Source organism: Chitinophaga sp. (genome assembly GCF_017745275.1).
In the GTDB taxonomy this organism is placed as follows: domain Bacteria; phylum Bacteroidota; class Bacteroidia; order Chitinophagales; family Chitinophagaceae; genus Chitinophaga.
Genome location: NZ_JAGHZS010000006.1, coordinates 70,999 through 94,483, shown reverse-complemented (window position 1 = coordinate 94,483; position 23,485 = coordinate 70,999). Strand labels below are relative to the sequence as shown.

Here is a 23,485-nt window from a genome sequence, read left to right as displayed (position 1 = left end):
TGCTATGTTTGACTATTGTATTTTTAGCTAAATGTGCGCTGTGAATAATATTATTTGTTCTCTTTCGGATGAGGAATCAACAGGTCATCTTTTCCATAGATAAACCCTTTACGCTGATAGTTTGCAGGAGCAAAGGTTTCAGACATATATACCGCATCTTTAGGACAGGCTTCTTCACAAAAACCACAGAAAATGCAACGCAGCATATTAATTTCATACTTCGCCGCATATTTCTCTTCCCTGTACAGGTTTTCTTCTCCTGGTTTTCTTTCTGCTGCCTCCATGGTAATGGCTTCAGCAGGACAGGCTACCGCGCACAATCCGCAGGCAGTACATCTTTCACGTCCTTCTTCGTCCCGGTTCAAAACATGTAAACCACGGAACACCGGGCTAAACTCTCGTTTCTTCTCAGGGAAACTTACTGTTGCCTTGCGTTGAAAAAGGTGTTTGAAAGTAATACCCATCCCTTTTGCAATAGCCGGGATATACAACTTCTCCGCGAAGCTCATTGGCCGGCGATCTACTGCTTTTGCCCTGTTTGTTAATGCTTGCATAATAAATGCTTTATTTAATCCACACCAAGGTGTGTATTTAATTAGATGATATTAATGTTGACGTGCCAGTATTAAAGCTCCTGTGATCAGCATATTCGCCAATGCCAGTGGAATCATGATTTTCCAACCCAAACGCATCAGCTGATCATAACGGAATCTCGGAACAGTCCAGCGCACCCACATAAAGAAAAATATGAAACCAAGTGTTTTAATAAACAACGCCAGGAATCCAAGAATGGTGAGCAAGTTACCATCCAGGCCCAGTTTATCCATATACGGGAAGGCATAGCCACCGAAGTACATGGTAGAAATCAGGGCAGAGCTGATAAACATGTTGATATATTCCGCAAACAGGAAGAAACCCAGTTTCATAGAAGAATATTCCAGGTGATAACCACCATTCAACTCGTTCTCCGCTTCCGGTAAATCGAAAGGAGCGCGGTTACACTCTGCGAAAGCACATACCAGGAAGATAAAGAAACCCAGCGGCTGATACACCACGTTCCACAAGCCGTGGCGCTGTTGCTCCACGATATCTTTTAAGCTCAGGGAGCCGGTTAACATCAGCAGGGCAATCAAAGCCAGGCCCATAGGCAACTCATAAGAGATAATCTGGGAAGCCGCACGAATAGATGCCAACAGGGAAAACTTGTTGTTAGATGCCCATCCACCAATCATGATACCATACACACCCATGCTCACTACACCGAAGATGAAGAGGATACCAATGTTTACATCAGCGATTTGCAGGGAAATAGTACGACCGGCAATTACCAGGCTATCGCCCCAGGGAATTACAGCGCTGGTCATACAGGCCACCATCATAGCAATAGATGGTCCCAGGATAAAGAGGAAGCGGCTGGAATTAGTAGGGATAATTTCCTCTTTGAAGAAGAGTTTACCACCATCAGCGAGCGGCTGTAACAGTCCCATCGGACCTGCACGATTAGGACCCAAACGATCCTGGATCCATGCCGCTACTTTTCTTTCGCCCCAGGTAGAATACATAGCCACTACCAGTGAAAGCACCAGTACCACTGATATCAGGAGTACTTTTTCAATTATAAAAAACCAATCTATGCTTAATAAGGTCATACTTACACGTAATTACGATTGTTACTTCTTAAAATCATCAGAGTGAGCCGGGCCGGGGATCTTAGAAAGATCTATCTCCGGTCTGTTTACCTGGCTTTCAGAGTGAATATTAAACACCAGTTTAGGTTGTCTTCCATCCAATACTTCCACCAGCGCATCTTTAGGTTTCACGGTATTCACATAGTGACCCTGAGAAATAACGCTGTTACGTTCAATTTTGCGTGGACCTTCAATGATCCAGTCTTTCGCCTCTTTTTTATCAAAACGGCAGGTATCGCAGATAAATGCTTCTACTTCGCCGTATTTATCTTTGCGGGCTGTTACACGGAATACTTCATCACCGCGCATCCACAATACTGTTTTACCGCAGCATTTAGGATTTTCGCAGTCACGGTGCGCATCTACCGGTTTCAGGAACCATACACGATTTTTGAAACGGAAGGTCTGATCTGTTAATGCGCCTACCGGGCATACATCGATCACGTTACCGATAAAGTCATTATCCAGGGATTGGGAGATGTAAGTACTGATTTCGGAAGCATCTCCACGGCCCAACACCCCGTGTTCACGTTTTTCAGTGAGTTGATCAGCGGTGTACACACAACGGTAGCAAAGGATGCAACGGGTCATGTGTAATTTGATATGATCGCCGAGGTCTACTTTATCAAAAGTTCTGCGTTTGAATTCGTAGCGGGTAGCGTCTGCACCGTGTTCGTAGCTCAGATCCTGCAGGTGGCATTCCCCGGCCTGATCACATACCGGGCAATCCAGCGGGTGATTTAGCAACAGGAATTCCACTACTCCTTTACGTGCGTCCAATACTTCCGGAGAAGTGATGTTGGCTACTTCCATACCATCCATCACGGTAGTACGGCAGCTGGCCACCAGTTTAGGCATAGGGCGCGGATCGGCATCTGAACCTTTGGATACTTTTACCAGGCAGGTACGGCATTTACCACCGCTACCCTGCAGCTTGGAATAGTAACACATGGCTGGCGGCACTATTTCTCCTCCTATCTGTCTGGCCGCGTTCAGTATGGTTGTACCGGGTTCCACCTCTACAGAGATGTTATCGATTTTAACCTTAAATAATTTTTTTTCCTCCGCCATCTTATTATAGTTTTTGCCTGCAGGCTAGCTACGAAGCAAAGTTTATGATTTTGTATCTTATTTACTATTCATTGGTTTGTTAATCCACATTACACGGCAGCTGGTGTTGGTAACGGATCTGCATAATGCGCCAATCCGAAATTACGGGTCTGTGATTCCTGTGGATTAGCCACATGCCATTCGAATTCATCGCGGAAGTGACGGATAGCTGCTGCTACCGGCCATGCTGCTGCATCACCAAGCGGGCAGATCGTATTTCCTTCAATTTTGCGTTGAATATCCCACAGCAAATCAATATCACTCATTTTGCCTTTACCGTATTCAATGTTGTGCAGCACTTTCTTCATCCAGCCGGTACCTTCACGGCAAGGGCTACACTGACCGCAGCTTTCGTGGTGATAGAAGCGGGCAAAGGTGAGAGTGTTACGTACAATGCACTGGTCTTCATCCATCACAATAAAACCACCTGATCCCAACATGGAACCGGTAGCAAATCCGCCATCTGCCAGGCTTTCGTAAGTCATCATGCGCGTTTCACCTTTCGCTGTTTTCAGCAGCAGGTTAGCTGGTAACACCGGAACAGAAGATCCACCGGGGATACAGGCTTTCAGGCGTTTATTATTTTTGATACCACCGCAGTATTCATCAGAATAGATAAATTCTTCTACGGAGATATTCATTTCAATTTCATATACACCGGGTTTGTTGATATTACCACAGGCAGAAATCAGTTTGGTACCGGTAGATTTGCCGGTGCCATATTTAATATATTCATCACCGCCGATGTTCACGATAGGAACTACAGCTGCAAGTGTTTCAACGTTGTTTACTACAGTAGGAGATTGCCATAATCCTTTCACCGCCGGGAATGGTGGCTTAATACGTGGATTACCGCGTTTACCTTCCAGGGATTCAATCAGGGCAGTTTCTTCACCGCAGATATAAGCGCCTGCACCGCGTTGTACATATATTTCCAGGTCAAAACCGGTACCCAGGATATTTTTACCCAGCCAGCCTTTATTTTTTGCTTCTGCAATGGCCTGTTCCAGGATTTCCGGAATCCAGGCGTATTCACCGCGGATGTAGATATAGCAACTGTTAGCACCGAGGGTAAAGCTGGAGATGAGGAGTCCTTCGATGAGGAGATGTGGGATAAACTCCATCAGGTAGCGGTCTTTAAATGTACCGGGTTCTGATTCATCCGCGTTACAAACGAGGTAACGGGGAACACCTTCTGGTTTGGCGATGAAACTCCATTTCATGCCGGTAGGGAACCCTGCACCACCACGACCTCTCAGGCCGCTCTTTTTCACTTCTTCCAGTACGCCGTCCGGCCCCATCGTTTTCAGCGCCTTTTCAGCTGCCGCATAACCGCCGTTGGCCCGGTAGGTGTCGTAGTACCGGATGCCTTCAATATGTGCTTTATCTAACAGTAATTTGCGTCCCATTGTCTTCCTTATGGTGTAATGGTGCCGGTATACCCGGTCCCATCAACAGATTTTTGTGTATATCTTTTATGCCTTACGTATGCCGTGTTGCGAAATGCGGTCTGCCAGTCTGTAAAACAGCAGGCCGGCGCTAACACCACAAATAAAGGAAACAAACCAGTTGTCGATCCGCCATAATGCTGTGAGTAAACCCATCAGCAATAGTGCTTCAACAAATTGCAGCTTGTGGCGCTGATACATTTCCTTTAAACGCATGAATGTGTTGTTTTTCGGATGCATCAGTTTGCGTTTGCTTTAGCCCTGCATTCTGCAATGATTTCATCAACCTTGGCTGGTGTGAGGTGTTCGCGGTAATGTTTACCCAATTGCATCATGGGTGCATATCCGCAGGCACCGAGGCACTCTACCGTTTTCAGGGTAAATAACCCGTCTGCTGTAGTTTCGCCTACACCGATTCCCAGTTTTGTTTTAATATAATCAATGATCTGATCAGAGCCGCTTACCATGCATGGACCAGTTTGGCATACCTCAAAAAGATAGGTGCCTACTGGTTTCAGATTGAACATGCTATAGAAAGTTGCTACCTCGTATACTTCAATTGGTTCGAGTTGCAGTAACGTTGCTACGTAGTCCATTGTTTCTGCACTTAACCATCCACCAAATGCTTCCTGAGCCAGGTGCAGCACCGGTATCAATGCACTTTTCTGCTTCCCTTGCGGGTAGCGTGCAATGATTTCTTTTACTTTATTCAGTTTCTCTTCCGAAAATTGAACCACAGCCATTATTTTTAATCAGCTTTAATCTTCAAAATATTCTTTAGCAGAATCGTATTCTCACCGCAAGTGGCTACTACGCATCCAGCTCACCTGCAATCAGGTTCAGACTACTCATACAAACGATCGCATCACTCAACATACCACCTTTTACCAGTTCAGCATATGCCTGGTAATAAATGAAGCAGGGACGGCGGAAATGCAATCTGTAAGGACTACGGCCACCATCGCTGATCAGGTAAAATCCAAGTTCCCCATTTGCCCCTTCTACGGCGTTGTATACTTCACCTGGCAATATATCGGCTTCACCCATCACTATTTTAAAGTGATAGATGAGGGCTTCCATTTTCGTATATACATCTTGTTTAGCAGGCAGGTAGTAAGCAGGGATATCTGCATGGTATACATCATCAGGCAGTGATTTCAGTTTATCCATCGCCTGACGGATGATGCTGATACTTTCCCACATTTCAGCGTTACGTACCTGGAAACGGTCGTAGCTATCACCGGTAGTACCTACAGGAATGGAGAAATCAAAGTCCTGGTAAGAGCAATAAGGATTAGCTACGCGTACATCGTAATCCACGCCTGCTGCACGCAGGTTAGGACCAGTGAATCCATAGCTGAGGGCTCTTTCTGCGCTGATACCACCTACGCCCTGGGTACGCTCCATGAAGATACGGTTGCGGGTCAGCAGGGTTTCAAATTCTTTCAGTACAGCAGGATATTCAGCGAGGAAGCGTTCTATTTTGGCAAATGCAGCCGGAGTGAAATTTCTTTCAAAACCGCCAATACGACCGATGTTGGTGGTAAGACGGGAGCCGCATATCTCCTCATAAATTTCGTATATCAATTCCCGATAGGTCATCACGTATACGAAACCGGTTAATGCACCGGTATCTACTCCCATTACGGAGCTACAGATCAGGTGATCTGCAATACGTGCCAGCTCCATGATGATCACACGCAGATAATCTACTCTTTTAGGTGTTTCAATACCCAGGAGTTTTTCTACGGTCAGCAACCAACCCATATTATTAATAGGGGCAGAGCAATAATTCAAACGATCGGTGAGTGGTGTAATCTGGTAGTAGGGACGACGTTCTGCGATTTTTTCGAAAGCGCGGTGGATATACCCTACGGTAGAAACAGCGCTTACAATACGTTCGCCATCGATTTCCAGAATGTTCTGAAATACGCCGTGTGTAGCCGGGTGAGTAGGACCCAGGTTAAGCGTGGTCGTATCTTTTTCGAGTGAGCCTTCCGGCAGTTTTATATGTTGTTTCTGATCTAACATAACCTGGTTGTATTAAAAAGTTCCTCCCCTTCCAAACATCTCATCATCTTTATCAATACGCATGGAGTCTTCCAGCGGAAATTCCTTTCTCATAGGGAAATAGGTCATTTCATCCACATTCAGTACGCGTATCAGGTTAGGATGCCCAACAAAGTTAATTCCGAAGAAATCATATGTTTCGCGCTCCATCCAGTTAGCAGATTCGTACAGTTTTGTAGCGGTGAAAACATCTGGTTTCGCTACCGGTGTAAACACTTTCAGACGAAGCCTGATATTGTCCTGCAGGTTATGCAGATGATATACGACTGCCAGCTCTTCATTTTTTCTATCCGGATAATGCACCGCGGTGATATCCGTTAAAAAACGAAAACGCAATTCCTCATCATCAAACAGGAATTGCATTACTTTCAGGTTATAATCTTTCTGTGCGGTGAGGGTAAGCAGTCCAAACGGCTCTTCAAAGCCGGTAAGCACATCTCCAAACTTCTCCGTCAGGCGTTGCTGTATGCGTTCGTTTGTTAAAGACATTAACAATTTGAAATTTACGATTTACAATTAACCATTCTCCTCCTTACTTGATGCCGTATGATTCCATCAGCTCCTTATATCTGTCGGAGTTGCGGCGGCGAAGACTTTCATTACCTACCAGTTGCTGTATTTTCATGAAACCATCGATAATGCCTTCTGGTCTTGGAGGGCATCCAGGTACATATACATCTACCGGAATCACCTGATCAATACCCTGTAATACGGAATAGGTATCAAAGATACCACCGCTGCTGGCGCAGGCACCTACAGCCATCACCCAGCGGGGTTCAGCCATTTGCAGGTACACCTGGCGTACGATAGGGCCCATTTTTTTGGAAATAGTACCCATTACCATCAGCAAATCACACTGACGGGGCGTAAACGCCATACGTTCCGCTCCAAAGCGGGCCATATCATAGGTAGCCGCCATTGTAGCCATGAATTCAATACCACAGCAGGAAGTGGCAAAAGGTAAAGGCCAGATGGAGTTTTTACGCGCCAGGCCTATTACTTTGTCAAATGATGTGGCATAAAATCCTTCACCGGAATATCCCTCAGGGATTTCCACCATTTTCACCTTGTTATTATATTGAACCGGACGAGCCATTGGATTAAATTTAGCGTTTTAAAATTAGTCTTCCCACTTCAGGGCGCCCTTCTTGGTAATGTAGATAAATCCACATAAGAAGAAGCCCACAAACATCAACACTGCCATAAAGCCTTCCCAACCCAGTGCCTTGAAATTAACCGCATACGGATAGAAAAAGATTACTTCTACGTCAAATAACACGAAAAGAATAGCGGTAAGAAAGTATTTGATGGCCATCGGCTGACGGGCATTACCCTTTTGCTCGATACCACTCTCAAAGTTAATAAGCTTATCGCTGGTTTTGCGCTTGGGACCTAAAAAGTGAGTAGCTAACATCGTGATCCCTACGAAACCTAAAGCTGCAACTAATTGCAATACTATAGGGAAATAGCTAAAAGGAGTAGTCGTTGCTGACAAAAATACAGTGTCTGTATACATAAGCTTCCCGATAAAAACATTGTCCGAATGCGCAAAAATACTGTAAGTTGACCAAATATCAAATCTATTAGCCGTTAAAATATTATCTTTTTTCACCAATCGGAAACTAAAAAACCTCCTGTGGGTACAGGAGGTTTTTAGTTATTTTATCGTATTTACAACCTATTTCTTGTTCTGACCTTGCTTTGCAGCAGGTTTAGCGGCTGGCTTGTTGGCTGCTTTTTCACGAGCGGCCATGTTATCCATGATTTGTTTTGCCGTTTCGTTAGCCGGGTCTAATGCAAGCAGTTTGTCTGCATAGACTTTCAGATTGGCTTTATCCTCTTTGTAATAGTAGTACAGCATTTCATAGCTGTAAGCTTTAATGAGGGTACCTTTATTTTTAGCCACATCACCTTCAGACATTTCTATGTACTTATCGTAGTAAGGCTTAGCCAAACCAGCTTGTGCCTGCTGATCTTTTGCATTGTTGGTATATCCTCTCCAGTAGTAACCGGTACCCAGATCTGGTTTTACTTCGATTACTTTCTGGAACGCCATATCTGCTTTATTCAGCAGGGTAGTGTCATATGGATTTACCGCTACTGCACCGTAGAAGTAGTTGAGACCTACGTTGAAGTAATCGATAGCCTGCAGTTGTACTTTATTAGCCACAGACAATTCGTTGGCTTTTTCGTACCATTCAGCTGCAGCAGTGTAATTTTTAGCTGTTTTCAGCTGTTCTGCAATCTGGATAAAGGTTTCCGGATCTTTAGCAGTGATAGATCCTGCATATTTTTCCAGGTAAGCCAATCCTTTGTTGGTGTACTCGGTTTGAGTAGCCGCATCGCTGGATTTCAGCTTCATATAAATGGTACTCAACAGCTTATAGTCGTTGGAATCCAGTTTGGATTCACCCACTTTAGTAGCGTATTCGTCCATTACCTGTTTAGCGCTCAGGGAATCGCCTTTCTGCAGGTAAGCGTCACCAATCAGGAGGCTCAGCTTATTCTGGTAGAATGCATCCGCGCCTGGCAGGGTAGCTTTACCTTTGGAGATCGCCGCATCATAGTCTTTCTTGAAGAAAGAGATGTAAGCAGACAGGTATTCGTTTTTGGTTTTATCCGCCGGATCTGCTACTGCCATGTATTGCTCCAGGTATTTAGCAGCATTTTCCCATGACAATTGATCCTTTTTAGGCGTAATGTAGAAGTTAAACAGCTCGTAGAAAGCAGGACCATACTTAGGGTCCATGTTGGTAGCTTTGGTGTAATCAGCTACTGCTTCAGCTTTCAGCCTTGCATTGTAGTTCACCAAACCTTCTTTCATTACAGCTTCTGCATTATTAGGATCAAGCTCCAGTGCTTTTTCGTAAGTAGTGATGGCTTTACCACCATTTTCACCACCCAGGAAGCGGTAAGCATCTCCCAGTTCAATATAATCAGCTGCGGTAGCAGTGTATTGTTCTTTTTTCTTGCGGCCTTCGTTGTTCAGCAGCTTTTCCATGATGGTGAGTGCATAAGGGCGGTCACCACCTTTCACTTCTGTGTTGGCATCAGCGATAGCGCGGGCCACATCTCCATCACGACCCTGTGTAGCAGCGCTGGCAGCTTCAAATTTTGTTTTGGCAGCAGCAGCGTCGCCTTTCAGCAGATCAATACGGCCCATACCTACCTGTAATAAAGCAGAAGTAGGGACTGACTGTAACCCTTTCTGGAAAGTAGCTGCAGCACCTGCTACATCCTCCTGTCCGAGTTGTGCTATACCGAGGTAATAATAAGCTTTGTCCTCCGTAGGCTTTGCGGCAATCACTTTCTCAAAGTTCTGTTTAGCAGACAGATATTTACCATAATACAGGTCTTTCAATCCATCTTCCACAGATTGGGCCATCGCACCACTGGAGGCAGCGCAAAGCAGTGCTACGATTAAACTGTTCCGTTTGTTCATGCAATCTGGTTTTTTAGTTTTAGTTGTGTGTTTTTTTTCTACTTCAGATTGGCTTCTCGGAATACTACATTCAACCTGGCCGGAAATAAGCGGAACTGTTTTATTACCAGTTGTCCTTCATAACTGCCGAGAAAGGTTGCGAATCCATTGCCAAGCCCATGATAAGGCTCATTCAGGCAAAAGAAGAAGCCACGCTTTAATGGATAGGTACCAATACCAATATAAGCCTGGTATGGTTTAACAAAATCCGAACCATTGTCTGCCCTAAGTCTCACTACCGATACTTTTTTTGTAAAAGCCATCGCTGTGGAATCGGCAGGATCAGAGATCCAGCTCACTCCTATCACACCTATTGCGTCTTTATTTTTGGACACATAATCCACCACTTCCGGGTTGGTTTTGGCAGCCATGGTATTGGTCGGCAAAGGTTTACCCATATTGATGGAGTCCAGGATGTATCGCACAGTGCTTGAGTTGGCATTATCAAACACCAGTTGCCATTTTCTTTCATTATTGGTGCCGTTCATAATTCCGCGTACCTGTTCCATATTTAATATAGAATCAGGATTCTCTTTATTTACCACCAGGGCCAGGGCATCCCAGGCCAATAAAAGGCTGGTAGGCTTATATTTCAATTGCTTGAAATAATCCAGTTCCTGTTGGTTAAAATCGCGGGTAACGATCACCAGTCGGGCACTATCATTTAAAAGATCTTTAAAGCACTCTGTCTCCGGCTTATAAGTGGGGATGATATGTGCTTTGGGATACAGTGATTCAAAAACTTTTATTTCAGAATCGATCAGCGGTTTATATGTTTCATCCACACTAATGCGGATGGTTCCTTCTGTAGCTGTATCTAATTTTTTCGCATTTGGATTGGGGCCACAGGCCGCCATCAACGTAACTGCTGCTAAATATACAGCATTCATCTTTCTAAAACTGAAAAACATATCACACCTCTTTAGTTCCTGTTAATAAAAAGTTTTCTTACTCCGTTGTAAACCCTAAAGAGGCCGTAGATCATTAACACCGCACCCGCAATACTCATTGTAGTAGGAGATATACGGAACTGTGCCAGTCCCAGTTTTTCCGCAAAAATTGCGAACAAACCAAAGAGTATAAAAAACAACCCTCTGATCAGCTCACCCATTGGCCGATACCTGCTTTCCTGTCTTCTGCTTGTTTGTTCTTCGTGTGTTTCCATGTTGCGAATTACAATTATACAAAAAAAAATTTTTTAATCGGGTATAGAGAATTTTAGAAGAATGTTAAAAAACTGCTGCAAAACCGCACTCTCTTGCTTATCCGGCCGCAATTTGAGGCATTTTTTCAACATGTTGTAATATTTCGATTTAAAATATCATCATTTCCTGCATTTTACAGTTTGCAGCCTTTTATGCTTTATAACTCTAAAATTCCTTCTTTTAAGCCCTGTTTTCATGATAAAGATGCAAATCAATGTACATTTCCATAATATCTTGTAGGTTTGCGGCCTGTATTCAACTATTGATCCGCATGAAAATATTGATGGTTTGCCTTGGTAATATCTGTCGTTCGCCACTGGCAGAAGGAATTATGAGGCACCTCGCTGAAGCGAGGCAACTGGATTGGGAAATTGATTCTGCCGGCACCGGCAACTGGCACGTTGGTGATGCCCCTGACCGCAGGTCAGTAAGCATTGCCCGGAAAAATGGCGTAGATATCTCCGGCCTCCGTGGCAGGCAGTTTCAGCCTGCAGATTTCGATACTTTTGATCGTATCTATGTAATGGACCGGAGCAATTATAATGATGTTACACGCAAAGCACGCAACGAGGCAGATAAGGCAAAAGTCCAGTTCCTGCTGCCTGGGCAGCGGGAAGTACCAGATCCCTGGTTCGACGATGCCCTCTTTGCCCCAGTATATAAAATGATTTATGAGGCCTGTGAACAGATCGCAGACCAGCAACAATAAAACTTTTAATAATTTTTTGAGATGATAAAACCCGGCATTCCTAAAGGCACCCGCGATTTTGGCCCGGTGGTAGTAAGAAAACGTAACTATATCTTCCAAACCATCAGAGATACTTTTGAAGTATTCGGCTTTCAGCCGCTGGAAACTCCTGCCATGGAGAACTTGTCGACCCTCATGGGAAAATACGGTGAAGAAGGTGATAAACTGATCTTCAAAATCCTGAACAACGGGGAAATCTACGAACAGGCGCAACAAGCGAAAGACAGCCGTGAACTGGCGGCGCTGTTAACAGAGAAGGCACTGAGATACGACCTTACCATTCCTTTTGCAAGATATGTGGTCATGAACCAACATGAATTGGCGCTTCCTTTCAAACGCTATCAAATGCAACCCGTTTGGAGAGGCGATCGCCCTGCCAAAGGCCGTTACCGCGAATTTTACCAATGTGATGCGGATGTAGTAGGCAGCAATTCACTGTTGAATGAAGTGGAATTACTACTCATTTATGATTCCGTATTCACCAAATTAGGCCTGCAGGGATATGAACTGCGCGTTAATAACCGCAAGATACTCGCTGCCCTGGCGGAACTGGTTGGCAAAACAGATATGCTCACCGACATTACCATCTCCATAGATAAACTGGATAAAATTGGAATGGATGGTGTAAAAGGTGAACTGCGTGAACGTGGGTTAACAACAGAAGATATTACTATCATCGAAAATTTCCTGGGTATTACGGGAGATAATCAATCTGTGCTGGCGCAGCTCCGTACACTGTTTGCTGCTTCAGAAACCGGCAAAAAAGGTATCGAAGAACTCGACTTTGTACTGCATTCAGGGTATACTACTTTTAACACCACTCCAATATTGGACCTTACACTGGCCCGTGGTCTTAATTACTACACCGGGCTGATTGTAGAAGTAAAAGCACCTGCTACAGTGAAAATGGGTAGTATTGGCGGTGGTGGCCGATATGATAACCTTACCGGCACCTTCGGCCTGGAAGGCATTTCCGGCGTAGGCATCTCCTTCGGCGTAGACCGCATTTACGATGTACTGGAAGAATTAAAACTCTTCCCTGAAACAGCACAACAATCTACCAAAGTATTGTTCCTGAATCTCGGAGAAGACAGCGCCCGCGCAGCTTTCAGCTATATGATGCAATTGCGCCAAAAAGGTATTGCCGCTGAATTATTCCATGAAAATGCTAAGATGGATAAACAAATGAAGTATGCCGATAAAAGAGGCATTCCTTATGTGATTATCCTGGGAGAATCAGAACTGCAGGAGAATATGCTGAGCGTGAAGAATTTGACGAATCGCCAACAGGATAAGATTAGTGGGGCGGAGTTGCAGAACTATTCATTCTGATAAATAGTTTAAAAAAGGAAGGCCGCCCTGCGCTACGCGGGGCGGCCTTCCTTTTTTAAACTATTCGCTATTTAGCGTTACGTTTTGCAAATTCTGCTTTTGCATTTTCCAGGTACTTCACAAATGCTTCTACATCTTCTTTTGGATCATAACCATATCCTTTGCTGACCAGTGGTTTACCTTCCAGATCAACCGGGATGTAGTATGGCTGCGAGTTACGATTAAACTTGCTCACTTCCAGGTCCTGGTTCTTCTGACCAACGTTGTTCACTTTTTCACCAGTAGTTTTAGAAACATACTTCTCTTCATCAGAAAGAGAGGTTTTCTCATCGGTATACAATGAGGCTACGATAAAGTCGTTACGCAATATCTTCATTACCGCCGGTGCCGACACCACTGATTTTTCAAACTTACGGCAGTTTACACAGGTATGTCCGGTAAAGTCAAGCATCAGCGGCTTGTTAGCTGCTTTAGCTGCTGCCAGTGCCTCTTCATAATCAAAGAAAGTGCTTTCTACCCCAGGGATTTCAGAATGTAAGATATCTACCAGCTTTTTAGGTTTCACGGTATTGGCAGTATGGCCGCCACTTCCGCTACCAGCACCACTTTCCAGTGATGCCTGTATATCTACCAGTGATTTATTCAGGTTGAAGTCCTGTGAACCTTCATGAGGCAAAAATCCACTGATACCCTTCAAAGGCGCGCCCCACATACCTGGAATCATATAGATTACAAAGGTAAATGTAACAATGGCGAAGCAGAGTCTTGTTACCGTCAGGAACGGAACATCGCTGTCGTGGCTGAACTTCAGCTTACCGATCAGGTATAATGTCAACAGGCCAAAAATAGCGATCCACAGTGCCAGGAATATTTCGCGATCCAGCAGATTCCAGTGATAAGCCATGTCTACGTTAGAGAAGAATTTCAACGCCAACGCCAATTCCACAAAGCCTAACGTTACTTTAACGGCATTCAGCCATCCACCTGACTTACCGATTTTATTCAGCAGGCTTGGGAACAGCGCAAACAGGGAAAAAGGAATCGCCAGGGCCAGCGAGAACCCAAACATACCCACTAATGGGCCGGAGTTACCACCCTTTGCAGCCAGTACCAGCAGGTTTCCTAAAATAGGACCAGTGCAGGAGAAAGATACAATCGCCAGGGTCAGTGCCATGAAGAAAATACCTACCATGCTACCCATACCCGCCTTTGAGTCAGATACGTTTGCCCATGAACTTGGCAAGCTGATTTCAAAGGCTCCCAGGAATGAAAACGCGAACAACAGGAAAATCACAAAGAAGATCATGTTGGCAATTCCATTGCTGGCCAGTGAATTGAGCGCGCTCGCACCAAATATTTTGGTGATCAGGAAGCCCAACAGGGTATAAATAATGATGATAGACAGGGAATAGACAAATGCATTTTTGATGCCTTGTGCCCTGGTGCCACTACGCTTAGTAAAAAAGCTTACGGTAATTGGAATCATGGAGAATACGCAAGGCGTAATCAATGCAATGAAACCGCCACCGAAGCTGGCAATGAATATCCACCACAAAGATTTGTTAGAGGCATCATCATCGGCAACATCACCTTGCGACGCACTTGTATTAGCTGTTGTAGCAGCAGCGGTGGTAGCAGACTTTTCTACGGCTACGCTGAACGCTTCTTCTTCAGGTACTGCATCATCGCCTTTTAGCACCATATAGTTAATGGTACCTTTTATTTTATCAGCAGGTACTGTCACTTTCACATCTGCCAACAGTTCTACTTCATTCTCAAAATATTTTATTTCAAGATTATCGAATAAAGGCTCCTTGCGATTCTCCAGTTTACCGTTTTCAGTAATCCCTGCAATAGTTGCCTTCAGGCTGCTATCCAGCACCACTCTCGTATTAGGATCATCATTTCCCATAGTGGTAGAAAAAAGCAACCAGCCTTTTTCTATAGTCCCCTTCAAGTGTAGCACATATTCCTGGTCACTTTTCTTTTCTGCAGAAAACTGCCATTTAACAGGCTTCGGGCTGGCGTCCTGCGCATTTGCGCGAAGCGCAAAAATGGCAAAGACAGGTATTAAAAATGAAAGCAGATGCTTCATAAAGTCAATAGGCTTTAAATAATACAGAATTGAGAAAACAAGAAACGAGTTCCTATAAGGAGGAACTCGTTCTCTGAATATTGTTATCGGTTACCGGATGCAAATTATTTTCCTCCAACAGTCACCGCAAATTCTACTTCTTTAGGAGGCAAGCACTGGTGGTCATCGCAAACCATGTATTCTACCGAACCTTTTACTTTAGTAGCGGCTTTACCTTTAACAGTTACTTTCTGTACGAAGTTTACGGTATTCTCGTAGTATTTCAGTTCAGAATTAAAGTTCTTGTCGAATGATTTGTGCAGTTTACCTACTTCTTCCACTTTACCAGATACGGCAGCCAGCGGGTTTTTAGTGAATTTGAAGGTGGTTGGAACCGGTCCTTCACCTGCTTCCTGTGCATATACGTGCCAGCCGGATTCGATAGTGGCAGTAGCATGTACTTCGTAGGTAGTGGCATTTACTTTCTTAGCTGTGAAGCTCCATTTTACCGGATTTTCGATCTGTGCGCTTGCCAGGATGGGCAAGGCGAACAAAACCAGTGCTGTGAGTAATTTTTTCATGCTTTTCTTTTTTAATTGGTTGGTTGATTTAATCTATTAATTGTTATTGATCAGACTCTGTAATATCAGCTGACCATCAGTATTACCCAAAGCCAGGCTGGTAGCCCTTTCCGGGTGAGGCATCATACCAAAAACATTCCTGTTTTTGTTACAGATACCTGCAATGTTACGGATGGCGCCGTTAGGGTTAGCAGATTCAATAATATTGCCAAACTCATCGCAGTAGCGGAAAATCACCTGGTTGTTCTTAAACAGTTCGTCCAGGGTGGCGTCATCCGCATAGTAACGACCTTCTCCGTGAGCTACAGGAATCATCAGGGATCTGCCAGCTACGTCTTTAGTCAGGGATGCGGTAGGGTTTTCACTTTTGATGTATACGTTTTTGCAAACAAACTGCTGACGCTCATTCTGTAATAATACGCCTGGCAACAAACCTGCTTCACATAATACCTGGAAACCATTACAAACACCAATTACACGGCCACCTTTATTGGCAAACTCGATCACACTCTGCATCATTGGGCTGAATCTTGCGATGGCGCCGCAACGCAGGTAGTCACCATAGGAAAAACCACCCGGTAATATGATACAATCTTCTGTGCTGAATGCGCTCAGGTCTTTATCCTTATGCCACAGTTCTATTACTTCCTGTCCCAGATCATTACGCAGGGAATCAATCATATCATGATCACAATTAGAACCGGGAAAGGTGACAACGCCAAATTTCATCTGAAAATGTTTTGTGTTTATGTGTAAATAATGCTTTAAAATCCGTTTTTCCCCGGTATTTTATCCTCATTTTTCACGAACGACAAAGCTACTGGGAAAGGACAAAATTACTTCGCCGTTCGCAATTTTCCATTGCCGTTTGTCCTGATTTAACAAAATACTGGTAATCAGCCCCTTAAAATGGAGAATTTAGCTGAAATATTGCATAACAATTACATATGCCAGCGTAATGAAGTGGATAATGTTGGCAAAAGTATCGTTGGTAACCGACCAGAATACATTCCCCGCAAACATGGAAACCGGCAACACCGCCAATACCCAGTAAGCAGCCGAAAAATGTATATTAAAGAACGGTACCAGCATAGCCACTACAACATATATGATTAATGCCGCCCATATCTTACGGCCCTGTATCAGCATCTTCTTCAACGGACGCTGTAGTAACAGCCACCCAATCACAAAAAAGAGTACACAAGCCACCATAGCACCCCATACCTTATAATCGGTGATCATCGGCAACGATGCCCCTATATTCGGAATCTTCCATAATAACGTCATTTGCCCGGTGAGGAACAGGTAGGTCCCCATCAGGTACAACGGGCAAATCAATCCCAGCACCGCAATAATCCACTCCGCCAGCCTGAAAGCCCGCATAATCAACATACTCGCCAGCAGCAAAAAGCAGAAAATAACAGAAGGGAAATAAAATAATCCACACACACCCAACGCAAAACCGATATTAAATACCACATCCCTGGCGGAGGTACGTGTATACAATTCCGTTATACTGGAGAATACCCACAACATAATCAGGTTCACCAGCAATGCCGGCGAAAACACATTCCAGCTATGCAGCATCGACGTAAAAAGCAGGTAACACATAGCCGGCAAATAAGTAGGCCGGGGAAACAACCGGTGATGGTTGATAATGCGGGTAAACAGCAGCGATTGCAGGAACAACAACAGTATCGCCAGCGATGTAAACAACAGGGGACTATCTCCTGCCAGACTATGCATCCATTTCACCAACAGGTGATACAAAAGTCCCTCCGATCCATCTGCCATAAAGGTGGACGGATGAATCAGATAATAAAATTTAACCAGCAATGTGTATATCAGCAACAGCAATACCGTAAGCGGATTGCCTGAACGGAAAAAACGTATCACAATACAAAGGTGTGATTAAAACTCAATTTTAGCAAAGCAAATATAATTCCTATAAATACATGGTATCACTACAGTTCGACCAGTAATTTGTTTTCCATAACGGGGCATCCAGGTAAAACCCTTGTCCAGGTTACGTAAGGTAGGCATACGATTTACCTTACCACCCGGTGCCAGGCTCACATCTGTTAACATATAGCTCCTTCTGTCCAGCTCATTATACAGGAAACGCAGCTCACTACCTACGTTTACCATCAGGTAAGACAGGTACAGATCCGCATTATCGTCGTACTGGCTCTTATGGACGAAGTTGTTCCACTGCATATTGCCTTCATCATCAAAAGACATCACTGCTACGTTGTCATAATGATAACGCAGTCCCTGTGAATTGTTCCAGTAGTACGGGTTGTAGTACATAGAGGAATAAGGCGAATAGTAGTAAGGTGCATACATACCGCCATACGGGCTGCCATACATATAATTCCACCGGTTCCAGGGCTGGTAACGGGAGGAGGTAGAGAATGATTCTGCTGTCAGCAAAAAGCCTCCATTAGCGGTATTAATAATTTTGCGGATAAAGTAGTCGTTAAACGCGGCATTGGTACTGGACTCTCCACGGGCATTTACTTTGAGATCTTCCGGAAATATGGTGGATTTCTCATAAAGCGTTTTGTAATTGCCATAATCGTACTTGTAAAGGTATAGTCCCTCTACGTTCCCTCTTTTTTGTTTATAATAAAAAGCAGTGACCAGCGCGGTGTGCTTATTGTTATCAAGTTTCATTTTTACCTCGTCCAGCAACTGGGCTTTAAAGGCCATGGGAGATGTTTCAAAACTATCTACCAGCGAGCGTTTAATGACCATGCTGCCGTTCACTACATAATCCCGGTTGGATGTGCGCTCCAGTTTATTGAAGATGAAGTCACCGGTATTAGTGAGGTTAAAGTTGCTGAGGAATTGTCTTTTCTGCATAGGCAGTGATAAGCGACTGTTGTTCACGAGGCTCATGGCACTGTCGTACAGGAAGGTATAAAACACGTTGTTGTCTTCCCGGTCCTGGTTGATTTTATACACCATGATGCGGTTCTTATCTTCCGAAACTTCAACAGAATACACTTTACTCTCCTTGGAGTACATACCGATACGGGTAGAATCAATCAGGATGGGTGCATCGCTGAAAGTGGCTTCCGGCGACATGGTAGCGCAAAAGCTGTATACCGCGTCCTTACGCTGGAACTGATAAATCATCAGTATTTTATTCGGATAGGCCACAAAGTCCATACTTACCACCTTGCGGGGCAGGAAGTCCAGTTTAACCCGGTTCTTTAGCTGCATCTCGTTATCATATACTGATACCACATAGTCTCCCCGGTCTGTTTTATATACAAGGATATTGCCTGCTACCTTGCCTATAATTTCAAACTCTGTGCTTTTATAATCGTCTTTCTCCGGTTCTGAATAAGTAATTTTCTGTGCCATTGCTGCCGTGCCGGCAAAAAGCAGCAACAATACTAACTGTAGGCGGTATAGCGTATGCATGCGGTAAATTAGGTTTCAAGTATTGTATGATAAAGCAGATGGCACATTTGCATGCCCCATTTTCAAACTTACACTAAAATTCAGAAATTAAGTTGTCAATTTAAAGTGGGTAAGTCCTGCTTTTACATAAATTCCAAAAGGCCCGATTTATTGTGTATTTTTATTAAATTATTTTAAAAAAGCAGCTATACTTGATGGAGAGCGTTATTATTACCGGTGGAACAGGACTTATAGGGACGGCATTGACCCGGCTGCTGCTGGAACGCGGCTACAAAGTAACGATTCTCACCAGGCGGCCTGAAAACGGCAGCAATAAAGCAGTCAGCTATGCCCATTGGAATGTGGATACGCAAACAATAGACAAAGCCGCCATCCAGGAGGCCGACTACATCATACACCTGGCAGGGGCCAACGTAGCCGATAAACGATGGACAGCCGCCAGGAAACAGGAGATTGTGGATAGCCGCACCAAAAGCAGCGAGCTCCTTTTCACTGCACTGCAAACCATTCCGAATAAAGTAAAGAAGGTGATCAGCGCTTCCGCTACCGGCTATTACGGCGAATTTAAAGACCACGCTTTTACCGAAACCGATCCGGCATATACCGACTTCCTCGGTACTACTACCAAAGCCTGGGAAGACAGCATCTCGAAAGTAACTACCCTGAATAAAAAGCTCGTTATTTTCCGTACCGGCATTGTGCTGAGCCGGGATGGCGGCGCCATCAAAGAATTTTATAAGCCGCTGCGGTTTGGCTTTGCTACTGTACTCGGTTCAGGAGAACAGTTTGTGCCCTGGATTCATATTCACGATATTGTTCGCTTATACTTTAATGCGATTGTGAATGATAAACTGGAAGGCGTATATAATGCCGTGAGTCCCAACCCGGTGACCAACCGCGAACTGATTCACAGCATGGGCCGCATCGCCAAAGGCGGTAGCTTCATGACCACCTATGTACCTACTTTTGCATTGAAAATAGCGCTGGGAGAAATGAGTATAGAGGTGTTAAAAAGTGTGAAAGCTTCTGCCAGCAAAATACAACAAACTGGTTTTCAGTTTTCTTATCCTACCATTGATGAGGCGATGGAGCAGTTATTCAGCCGGTAATCGTTTTTTTCATGGCTGCTGCTTTCAGTAATACTTCTTCCCATTCCTTTTCCGGATCACTGTAAAAAGTAATAGCGGAGCCGGTTTGGAAGGACAGGTATTGGTTAGCTGCATTATACAGCATGCTACGAATCACCACATTAAAATCGAAATCACCGTTGGGAGTGATATAGCCTACTGCGCCGGAATAAAGTCCACGGCGGGTTTCCTCATATTGTTCAATGAGTTGCATTACCCGTATTTTAGGCGCCCCCGTCATAGATCCCATAGGAAAAGCCGTACGTAATACTTCTGTAAATGGCTGCTGAGGCGGCAATTGTGCAGTGACAGTAGATATCATGTGATGCACCTGTGCAAAAGAGTAGATCCCAAAAAGTTCCGATACGGCCACGGTGCCCTGCAACGCTGTATGGGATAAGTCGTTGCGCACCAGGTCTACAACCATTACATTTTCGGCGCGTTCCTTTGCATTGTTGAATAGTTGTTCCTGCAGTTGCCGGTCTTTCGCCGGGTCAGGATCTTTGCGGCTGGTGCCTTTAATAGGTTGGGAAATCACCGTGTTCCCTTTTTTCTGCATAAAGCGCTCCGGGCTGGAACAAGCCATGTACCGGTTGTTCAGCCGGTAATATGCGGCAAAGGGGGCTGGTGATAAAGTATTCAACTGCCTGAATAACGCCGGTGGATGAAGTGTTACTCCTTCCATGTAGTTTTCCCGGCAGAAGTTGACTTCATAGCAATCGCCGTGAAGAATGTGTTGTTGCAGTGCTTTCACTGCAGTAATATAGCGCTCATGATCCAGCCGGCTGCGCAGTGGCTGTAAGTGGGATGTTGCAGGCGCCACCACGTTAACGGGCATACGCAAACAAGCCATCAGCACGTCGTGGGCATCCTGTTCAGTGAAATCTTCGCCGCCAATATGTACTTCGTTTTTCTGCAGTTGTATGATTACGCGTGGCACAAAAAAGCACATATCCGGGAAGCCGATCCCATCGTGGTGTTGCGATTGTAAACCGGGAACAGTTTCATTTTTGAGATCATATGCGAGATGCCCAAAAAGCCAGTCCTGATGTGTATGGTGAAATGCCTGTAAAGCGGGGAACGCATTTCCGGCGTTTACTTCGAGGGTATGCAATGCATCTGCAGCGAGCATTGCCTCATATTGGTGCCAGGGAGAATCGTAGTTATTATTGTCTAAAAAACAACAAATGTTGAACTGGTTAGCCCAATCCAACATTTGTTGCTTAAATATTTTCTGATTATCTACCGGAAAAGTGTGAAATATCCTGATAACAATCGTTTTTTAATGCTTAAAAATCATCATCGTCATCGTCAAAACGATCGTTGAACAGGTCCATGTCTTTGAATTCATCATCGATACCTAAATCATCGTCATCATCGGAGGATTTTTTACCACCGGTGCTAGGACGACCGCGTTTTCCTTTTGACTTAGGCATGTCAAATTCTTCAAAATCAGGATCGTAGTCATCATCATCTCCTTTCTCCCAGGCATCATCAATATCATCTCCGTCATCGTCTGCGTCATCATCATCCTCATCGTCGTCTTTGCTACGTTTGGATTTAGATGCGGACTTATCTGATTTCTTTGAGGCAGATTTGGAAGGTTTCACATCTTCATCATCATCTTCCTCGTCATCATCATCCACCTCTTTCTTAGGCTTGGCCGCAGCTTTAGGAGCGTCTTTTGCAGTCTTAGGAGAAGTAGTTTTTTTGGTCTCTTTCTCTTTATCAGATTTTGATTTCATAATAGGTTGCCTTATTTCTTTGCCGTAAAGTTTTAATAGTTTTTTTTATTCGCCAAATTTTTTTTGCCGTTTTTTTTCCTTACTTTTTTCCTTTTACTTTTCAAGGATCTGATCGCGTCCAGGTCCATTGGAAACGTATTTCACAGGAACGCCCAGGTAGCTATCTACTGCTGTAACAAATGCTTTCATCTCTGCTGGTAACTCATTGAATTGCTTGCAGGTAGAAGTTTTATCACTCCATCCTTTAAATGTCTCCCAGACAGGCTTAATGTCCAGACCGTTTATCTGGTAAGGCAATTGCTTAGTTTGTTTACCATCAATTTCATATGCAGTGCAGGCTAATACTTCATCAAATTCATCCAGCACATCACTCTTCGTCATTACCAGTTGTGTTACACCACTCAGCATGCAGGTATAGTTCAGTGCCACCAGGTCGATCCAGCCACAACGGCGGGGGCGGCCGGTTACAGCGCCAAATTCATGACCTGCACTACGCAGCTGTTCGCCGGTAGCATCATGCAGTTCAGTAGGGAAAGGTCCGCTACCAACACGGGTGCAATAAGCTTTGGTAACACCAATTACTTCTTTAATCCATTGAGGAGCAATACCTAAACCGGTACATACACCTGCAGAAATGGTATTGGAAGAAGTGACAAACGGATAGGTGCCAAAGTCCACATCCAGCATGCTTCCCTGCGCGCCTTCTGCTAATACTTTTTTACCTGCTTTCAGCTTTTCATTCAGGAAATATTCACCACTGACTACATTCATTTTTTGCAGGAAAGGAATAGCTTCAAAAAACTCAGCTTCCCAGTTGGCAATATCTTCTGTGAATTCGCTCATATCATAGTGAGAGAGCAATTGCAGGTGTTTCTGCTTCAGCTTCTCATACAAGGTCTTAAAATCAGGGGATAAAACGTCTCCTACACGCAAACCATTTCTACCGGTTTTGTCCATGTAAGCAGGGCCGATACCTTTTAAAGTAGAGCCGATTTTATCATGGCCTTTAGCCATTTCAGAAGCTTTATCCAACGCACGGTGCGTAGGCACAATGATATGCGTTTTTTCTGCTATAAACAGATTTTTTGTCAGATCCACACCCAGTGCTGAAATATCTTCACTTTCTTTTTTGAAAGCTACGGGATCCAGCACTACACCATTACCAATGAGGTTGATGGTCTTATCATGGAATACACCAGAGGGGATTGTACGCAATACTACTTTCTGTCCGTTTATATACAAGGTGTGACCAGCGTTCGGGCCACCCTGAAAACGGGCAATCACGTCGTACCTGCCGGCAAAATAGTCCACAATTTTACCCTTGCCTTCGTCGCCCCATTGCAGGCCTAACAAAACGTCTACCATAATGATTTAATTAATTATCGGAGGTTGTTGCTTTAAAAGAAGTCGCAAAATTAAGGCGAATATTAACAAATACAAATTT

At 44.3% G+C, this 23,485-nt stretch carries 24 protein-coding genes; 3 read left to right on the top strand and 21 right to left on the bottom strand.

Annotation, left to right across the window (positions count from 1 at the left end; translation table 11 throughout):
• Window positions 1-50: 50 nt before the first annotated feature.
• The 13 genes from nuoI to J7623_RS17460 form a co-directional block, all read right to left on the bottom strand.
• Complete coding sequence (gene nuoI, locus J7623_RS17520) at window positions 51-554, bottom strand: NADH-quinone oxidoreductase subunit NuoI (RefSeq protein WP_291922711.1); 504 nt, start codon at window positions 552-554, stop codon at window positions 51-53.
• Between the two features lie 51 nt (window positions 555-605).
• The gene (gene nuoH / locus J7623_RS17515) at window positions 606-1,649 is read right to left on the bottom strand and encodes an NADH-quinone oxidoreductase subunit NuoH (RefSeq protein WP_291922709.1); all 1,044 of its coding nucleotides are present in this window, start codon (window positions 1,647-1,649) and stop codon (window positions 606-608) included.
• Between the two features lie 21 nt (window positions 1,650-1,670).
• Window positions 1,671-2,759 carry a 2Fe-2S iron-sulfur cluster-binding protein gene (locus J7623_RS17510; protein ID WP_291922707.1) on the bottom strand — a complete coding sequence of 363 codons (1,089 nt, stop codon included), beginning with the start codon at window positions 2,757-2,759 and terminating at the stop codon, window positions 1,671-1,673.
• 89 nt (window positions 2,760-2,848) lie between these two features.
• The gene (gene nuoF / locus J7623_RS17505; protein WP_291922705.1) at window positions 2,849-4,207 is read right to left on the bottom strand and encodes an NADH-quinone oxidoreductase subunit NuoF; all 1,359 of its coding nucleotides are present in this window, start codon (window positions 4,205-4,207) and stop codon (window positions 2,849-2,851) included.
• Window positions 4,208-4,273: 66 nt separating this feature from the next.
• Window positions 4,274-4,462: a hypothetical protein gene (locus J7623_RS17500; protein WP_291922702.1), complete on the bottom strand. Its 189-nt coding sequence runs from the start codon at window positions 4,460-4,462 to the stop codon at window positions 4,274-4,276.
• Between the two features lie 23 nt (window positions 4,463-4,485).
• Window positions 4,486-4,989, bottom strand: coding sequence for an NAD(P)H-dependent oxidoreductase subunit E (locus J7623_RS17495; RefSeq protein ID WP_291922700.1), 504 nt, complete (start codon window positions 4,987-4,989; stop codon window positions 4,486-4,488).
• A 67-nt stretch (window positions 4,990-5,056) separates the two neighbouring features.
• Window positions 5,057-6,277, bottom strand: a complete 1,221-nt coding sequence (locus J7623_RS17490) for an NADH-quinone oxidoreductase subunit D (protein ID WP_291922698.1) — start codon at window positions 6,275-6,277, stop codon at window positions 5,057-5,059.
• Window positions 6,278-6,289: 12 nt separating this feature from the next.
• Window positions 6,290-6,805, bottom strand: a complete 516-nt coding sequence (locus J7623_RS17485; RefSeq protein WP_291922696.1) for an NADH-quinone oxidoreductase subunit C — start codon at window positions 6,803-6,805, stop codon at window positions 6,290-6,292.
• Window positions 6,806-6,848: 43 nt separating this feature from the next.
• On the bottom strand, window positions 6,849-7,412 hold the full coding sequence (locus J7623_RS17480; protein WP_291922694.1) for an NADH-quinone oxidoreductase subunit B: 564 nt from the start codon (window positions 7,410-7,412) through the stop codon (window positions 6,849-6,851).
• 24 nt (window positions 7,413-7,436) lie between these two features.
• On the bottom strand, window positions 7,437-7,832 hold the full coding sequence (locus J7623_RS17475; RefSeq protein ID WP_291922692.1) for an NADH-quinone oxidoreductase subunit A: 396 nt from the start codon (window positions 7,830-7,832) through the stop codon (window positions 7,437-7,439).
• Window positions 7,833-7,994: 162 nt separating this feature from the next.
• A complete protein-coding gene (locus tag J7623_RS17470) occupies window positions 7,995-9,758 on the bottom strand; it encodes a tetratricopeptide repeat protein (RefSeq protein ID WP_291922690.1) in 1,764 nt (587 codons plus the stop codon).
• A gap of 38 nt (window positions 9,759-9,796) precedes the next feature.
• Entirely contained in the window at window positions 9,797-10,708 is a 912-nt protein-coding gene (locus J7623_RS17465; protein WP_291922688.1) for a substrate-binding domain-containing protein, read from the bottom strand.
• A gap of 11 nt (window positions 10,709-10,719) precedes the next feature.
• Window positions 10,720-10,962, bottom strand: a complete 243-nt coding sequence (locus J7623_RS17460) for a hypothetical protein (protein WP_291922686.1) — start codon at window positions 10,960-10,962, stop codon at window positions 10,720-10,722.
• A 311-nt stretch (window positions 10,963-11,273) separates the two neighbouring features.
• Here J7623_RS17460 and J7623_RS17455 point away from each other — a divergent pair, with 311 nt between their 5' ends.
• Both J7623_RS17455 and hisS read left to right on the top strand, forming a co-directional pair.
• Window positions 11,274-11,711, top strand: coding sequence for a low molecular weight protein-tyrosine-phosphatase (locus J7623_RS17455; protein ID WP_291922685.1), 438 nt, complete (start codon window positions 11,274-11,276; stop codon window positions 11,709-11,711).
• A 21-nt stretch (window positions 11,712-11,732) separates the two neighbouring features.
• Window positions 11,733-13,082 carry a histidine--tRNA ligase gene (gene hisS, locus J7623_RS17450; protein WP_291922683.1) on the top strand — a complete coding sequence of 450 codons (1,350 nt, stop codon included), beginning with the start codon at window positions 11,733-11,735 and terminating at the stop codon, window positions 13,080-13,082.
• A 67-nt stretch (window positions 13,083-13,149) separates the two neighbouring features.
• Here hisS and J7623_RS17445 read toward each other — a convergent pair whose 3' ends face one another.
• The 5 genes from J7623_RS17445 to J7623_RS17425 all read right to left on the bottom strand — a co-directional run bounded on the left by J7623_RS17445 (window position 13,150) and on the right by J7623_RS17425 (window position 19,169).
• Window positions 13,150-15,177 carry a thioredoxin family protein gene (locus J7623_RS17445; protein ID WP_291922681.1) on the bottom strand — a complete coding sequence of 676 codons (2,028 nt, stop codon included), beginning with the start codon at window positions 15,175-15,177 and terminating at the stop codon, window positions 13,150-13,152.
• 104 nt (window positions 15,178-15,281) lie between these two features.
• Window positions 15,282-15,737, bottom strand: coding sequence for a protein-disulfide reductase DsbD domain-containing protein (locus J7623_RS17440; RefSeq protein ID WP_291922679.1), 456 nt, complete (start codon window positions 15,735-15,737; stop codon window positions 15,282-15,284).
• A 36-nt stretch (window positions 15,738-15,773) separates the two neighbouring features.
• The gene (purQ, locus tag J7623_RS17435) at window positions 15,774-16,466 is read right to left on the bottom strand and encodes a phosphoribosylformylglycinamidine synthase subunit PurQ (protein ID WP_291922677.1); all 693 of its coding nucleotides are present in this window, start codon (window positions 16,464-16,466) and stop codon (window positions 15,774-15,776) included.
• A gap of 189 nt (window positions 16,467-16,655) precedes the next feature.
• Window positions 16,656-17,633 carry a hypothetical protein gene (locus J7623_RS17430; protein WP_291922675.1) on the bottom strand — a complete coding sequence of 326 codons (978 nt, stop codon included), beginning with the start codon at window positions 17,631-17,633 and terminating at the stop codon, window positions 16,656-16,658.
• Window positions 17,634-17,648: 15 nt separating this feature from the next.
• The gene (locus J7623_RS17425) at window positions 17,649-19,169 is read right to left on the bottom strand and encodes a hypothetical protein (protein WP_291922672.1); all 1,521 of its coding nucleotides are present in this window, start codon (window positions 19,167-19,169) and stop codon (window positions 17,649-17,651) included.
• A gap of 194 nt (window positions 19,170-19,363) precedes the next feature.
• Here J7623_RS17425 and J7623_RS17420 point away from each other — a divergent pair, with 194 nt between their 5' ends.
• Window positions 19,364-20,278, top strand: coding sequence for a TIGR01777 family oxidoreductase (locus J7623_RS17420; RefSeq protein ID WP_291922670.1), 915 nt, complete (start codon window positions 19,364-19,366; stop codon window positions 20,276-20,278).
• Here J7623_RS17420 and J7623_RS17415 read toward each other — a convergent pair.
• The 3 genes from J7623_RS17415 to J7623_RS17405 all read right to left on the bottom strand — a co-directional run bounded on the left by J7623_RS17415 (window position 20,268) and on the right by J7623_RS17405 (window position 23,406).
• Complete coding sequence (locus tag J7623_RS17415) at window positions 20,268-21,512, bottom strand: anthranilate synthase component I family protein (protein WP_291922668.1); 1,245 nt, start codon at window positions 21,510-21,512, stop codon at window positions 20,268-20,270. The genes J7623_RS17420 and J7623_RS17415 overlap by 11 nt on opposite strands.
• 73 nt (window positions 21,513-21,585) lie before the next feature.
• A complete protein-coding gene (locus J7623_RS17410; RefSeq protein ID WP_291922666.1) occupies window positions 21,586-22,041 on the bottom strand; it encodes a hypothetical protein in 456 nt (151 codons plus the stop codon).
• Between the two features lie 93 nt (window positions 22,042-22,134).
• Window positions 22,135-23,406, bottom strand: coding sequence for an adenylosuccinate synthase (locus J7623_RS17405; RefSeq protein ID WP_291922664.1), 1,272 nt, complete (start codon window positions 23,404-23,406; stop codon window positions 22,135-22,137).
• Between the last annotated feature and the right edge of the window lie 79 nt (window positions 23,407-23,485).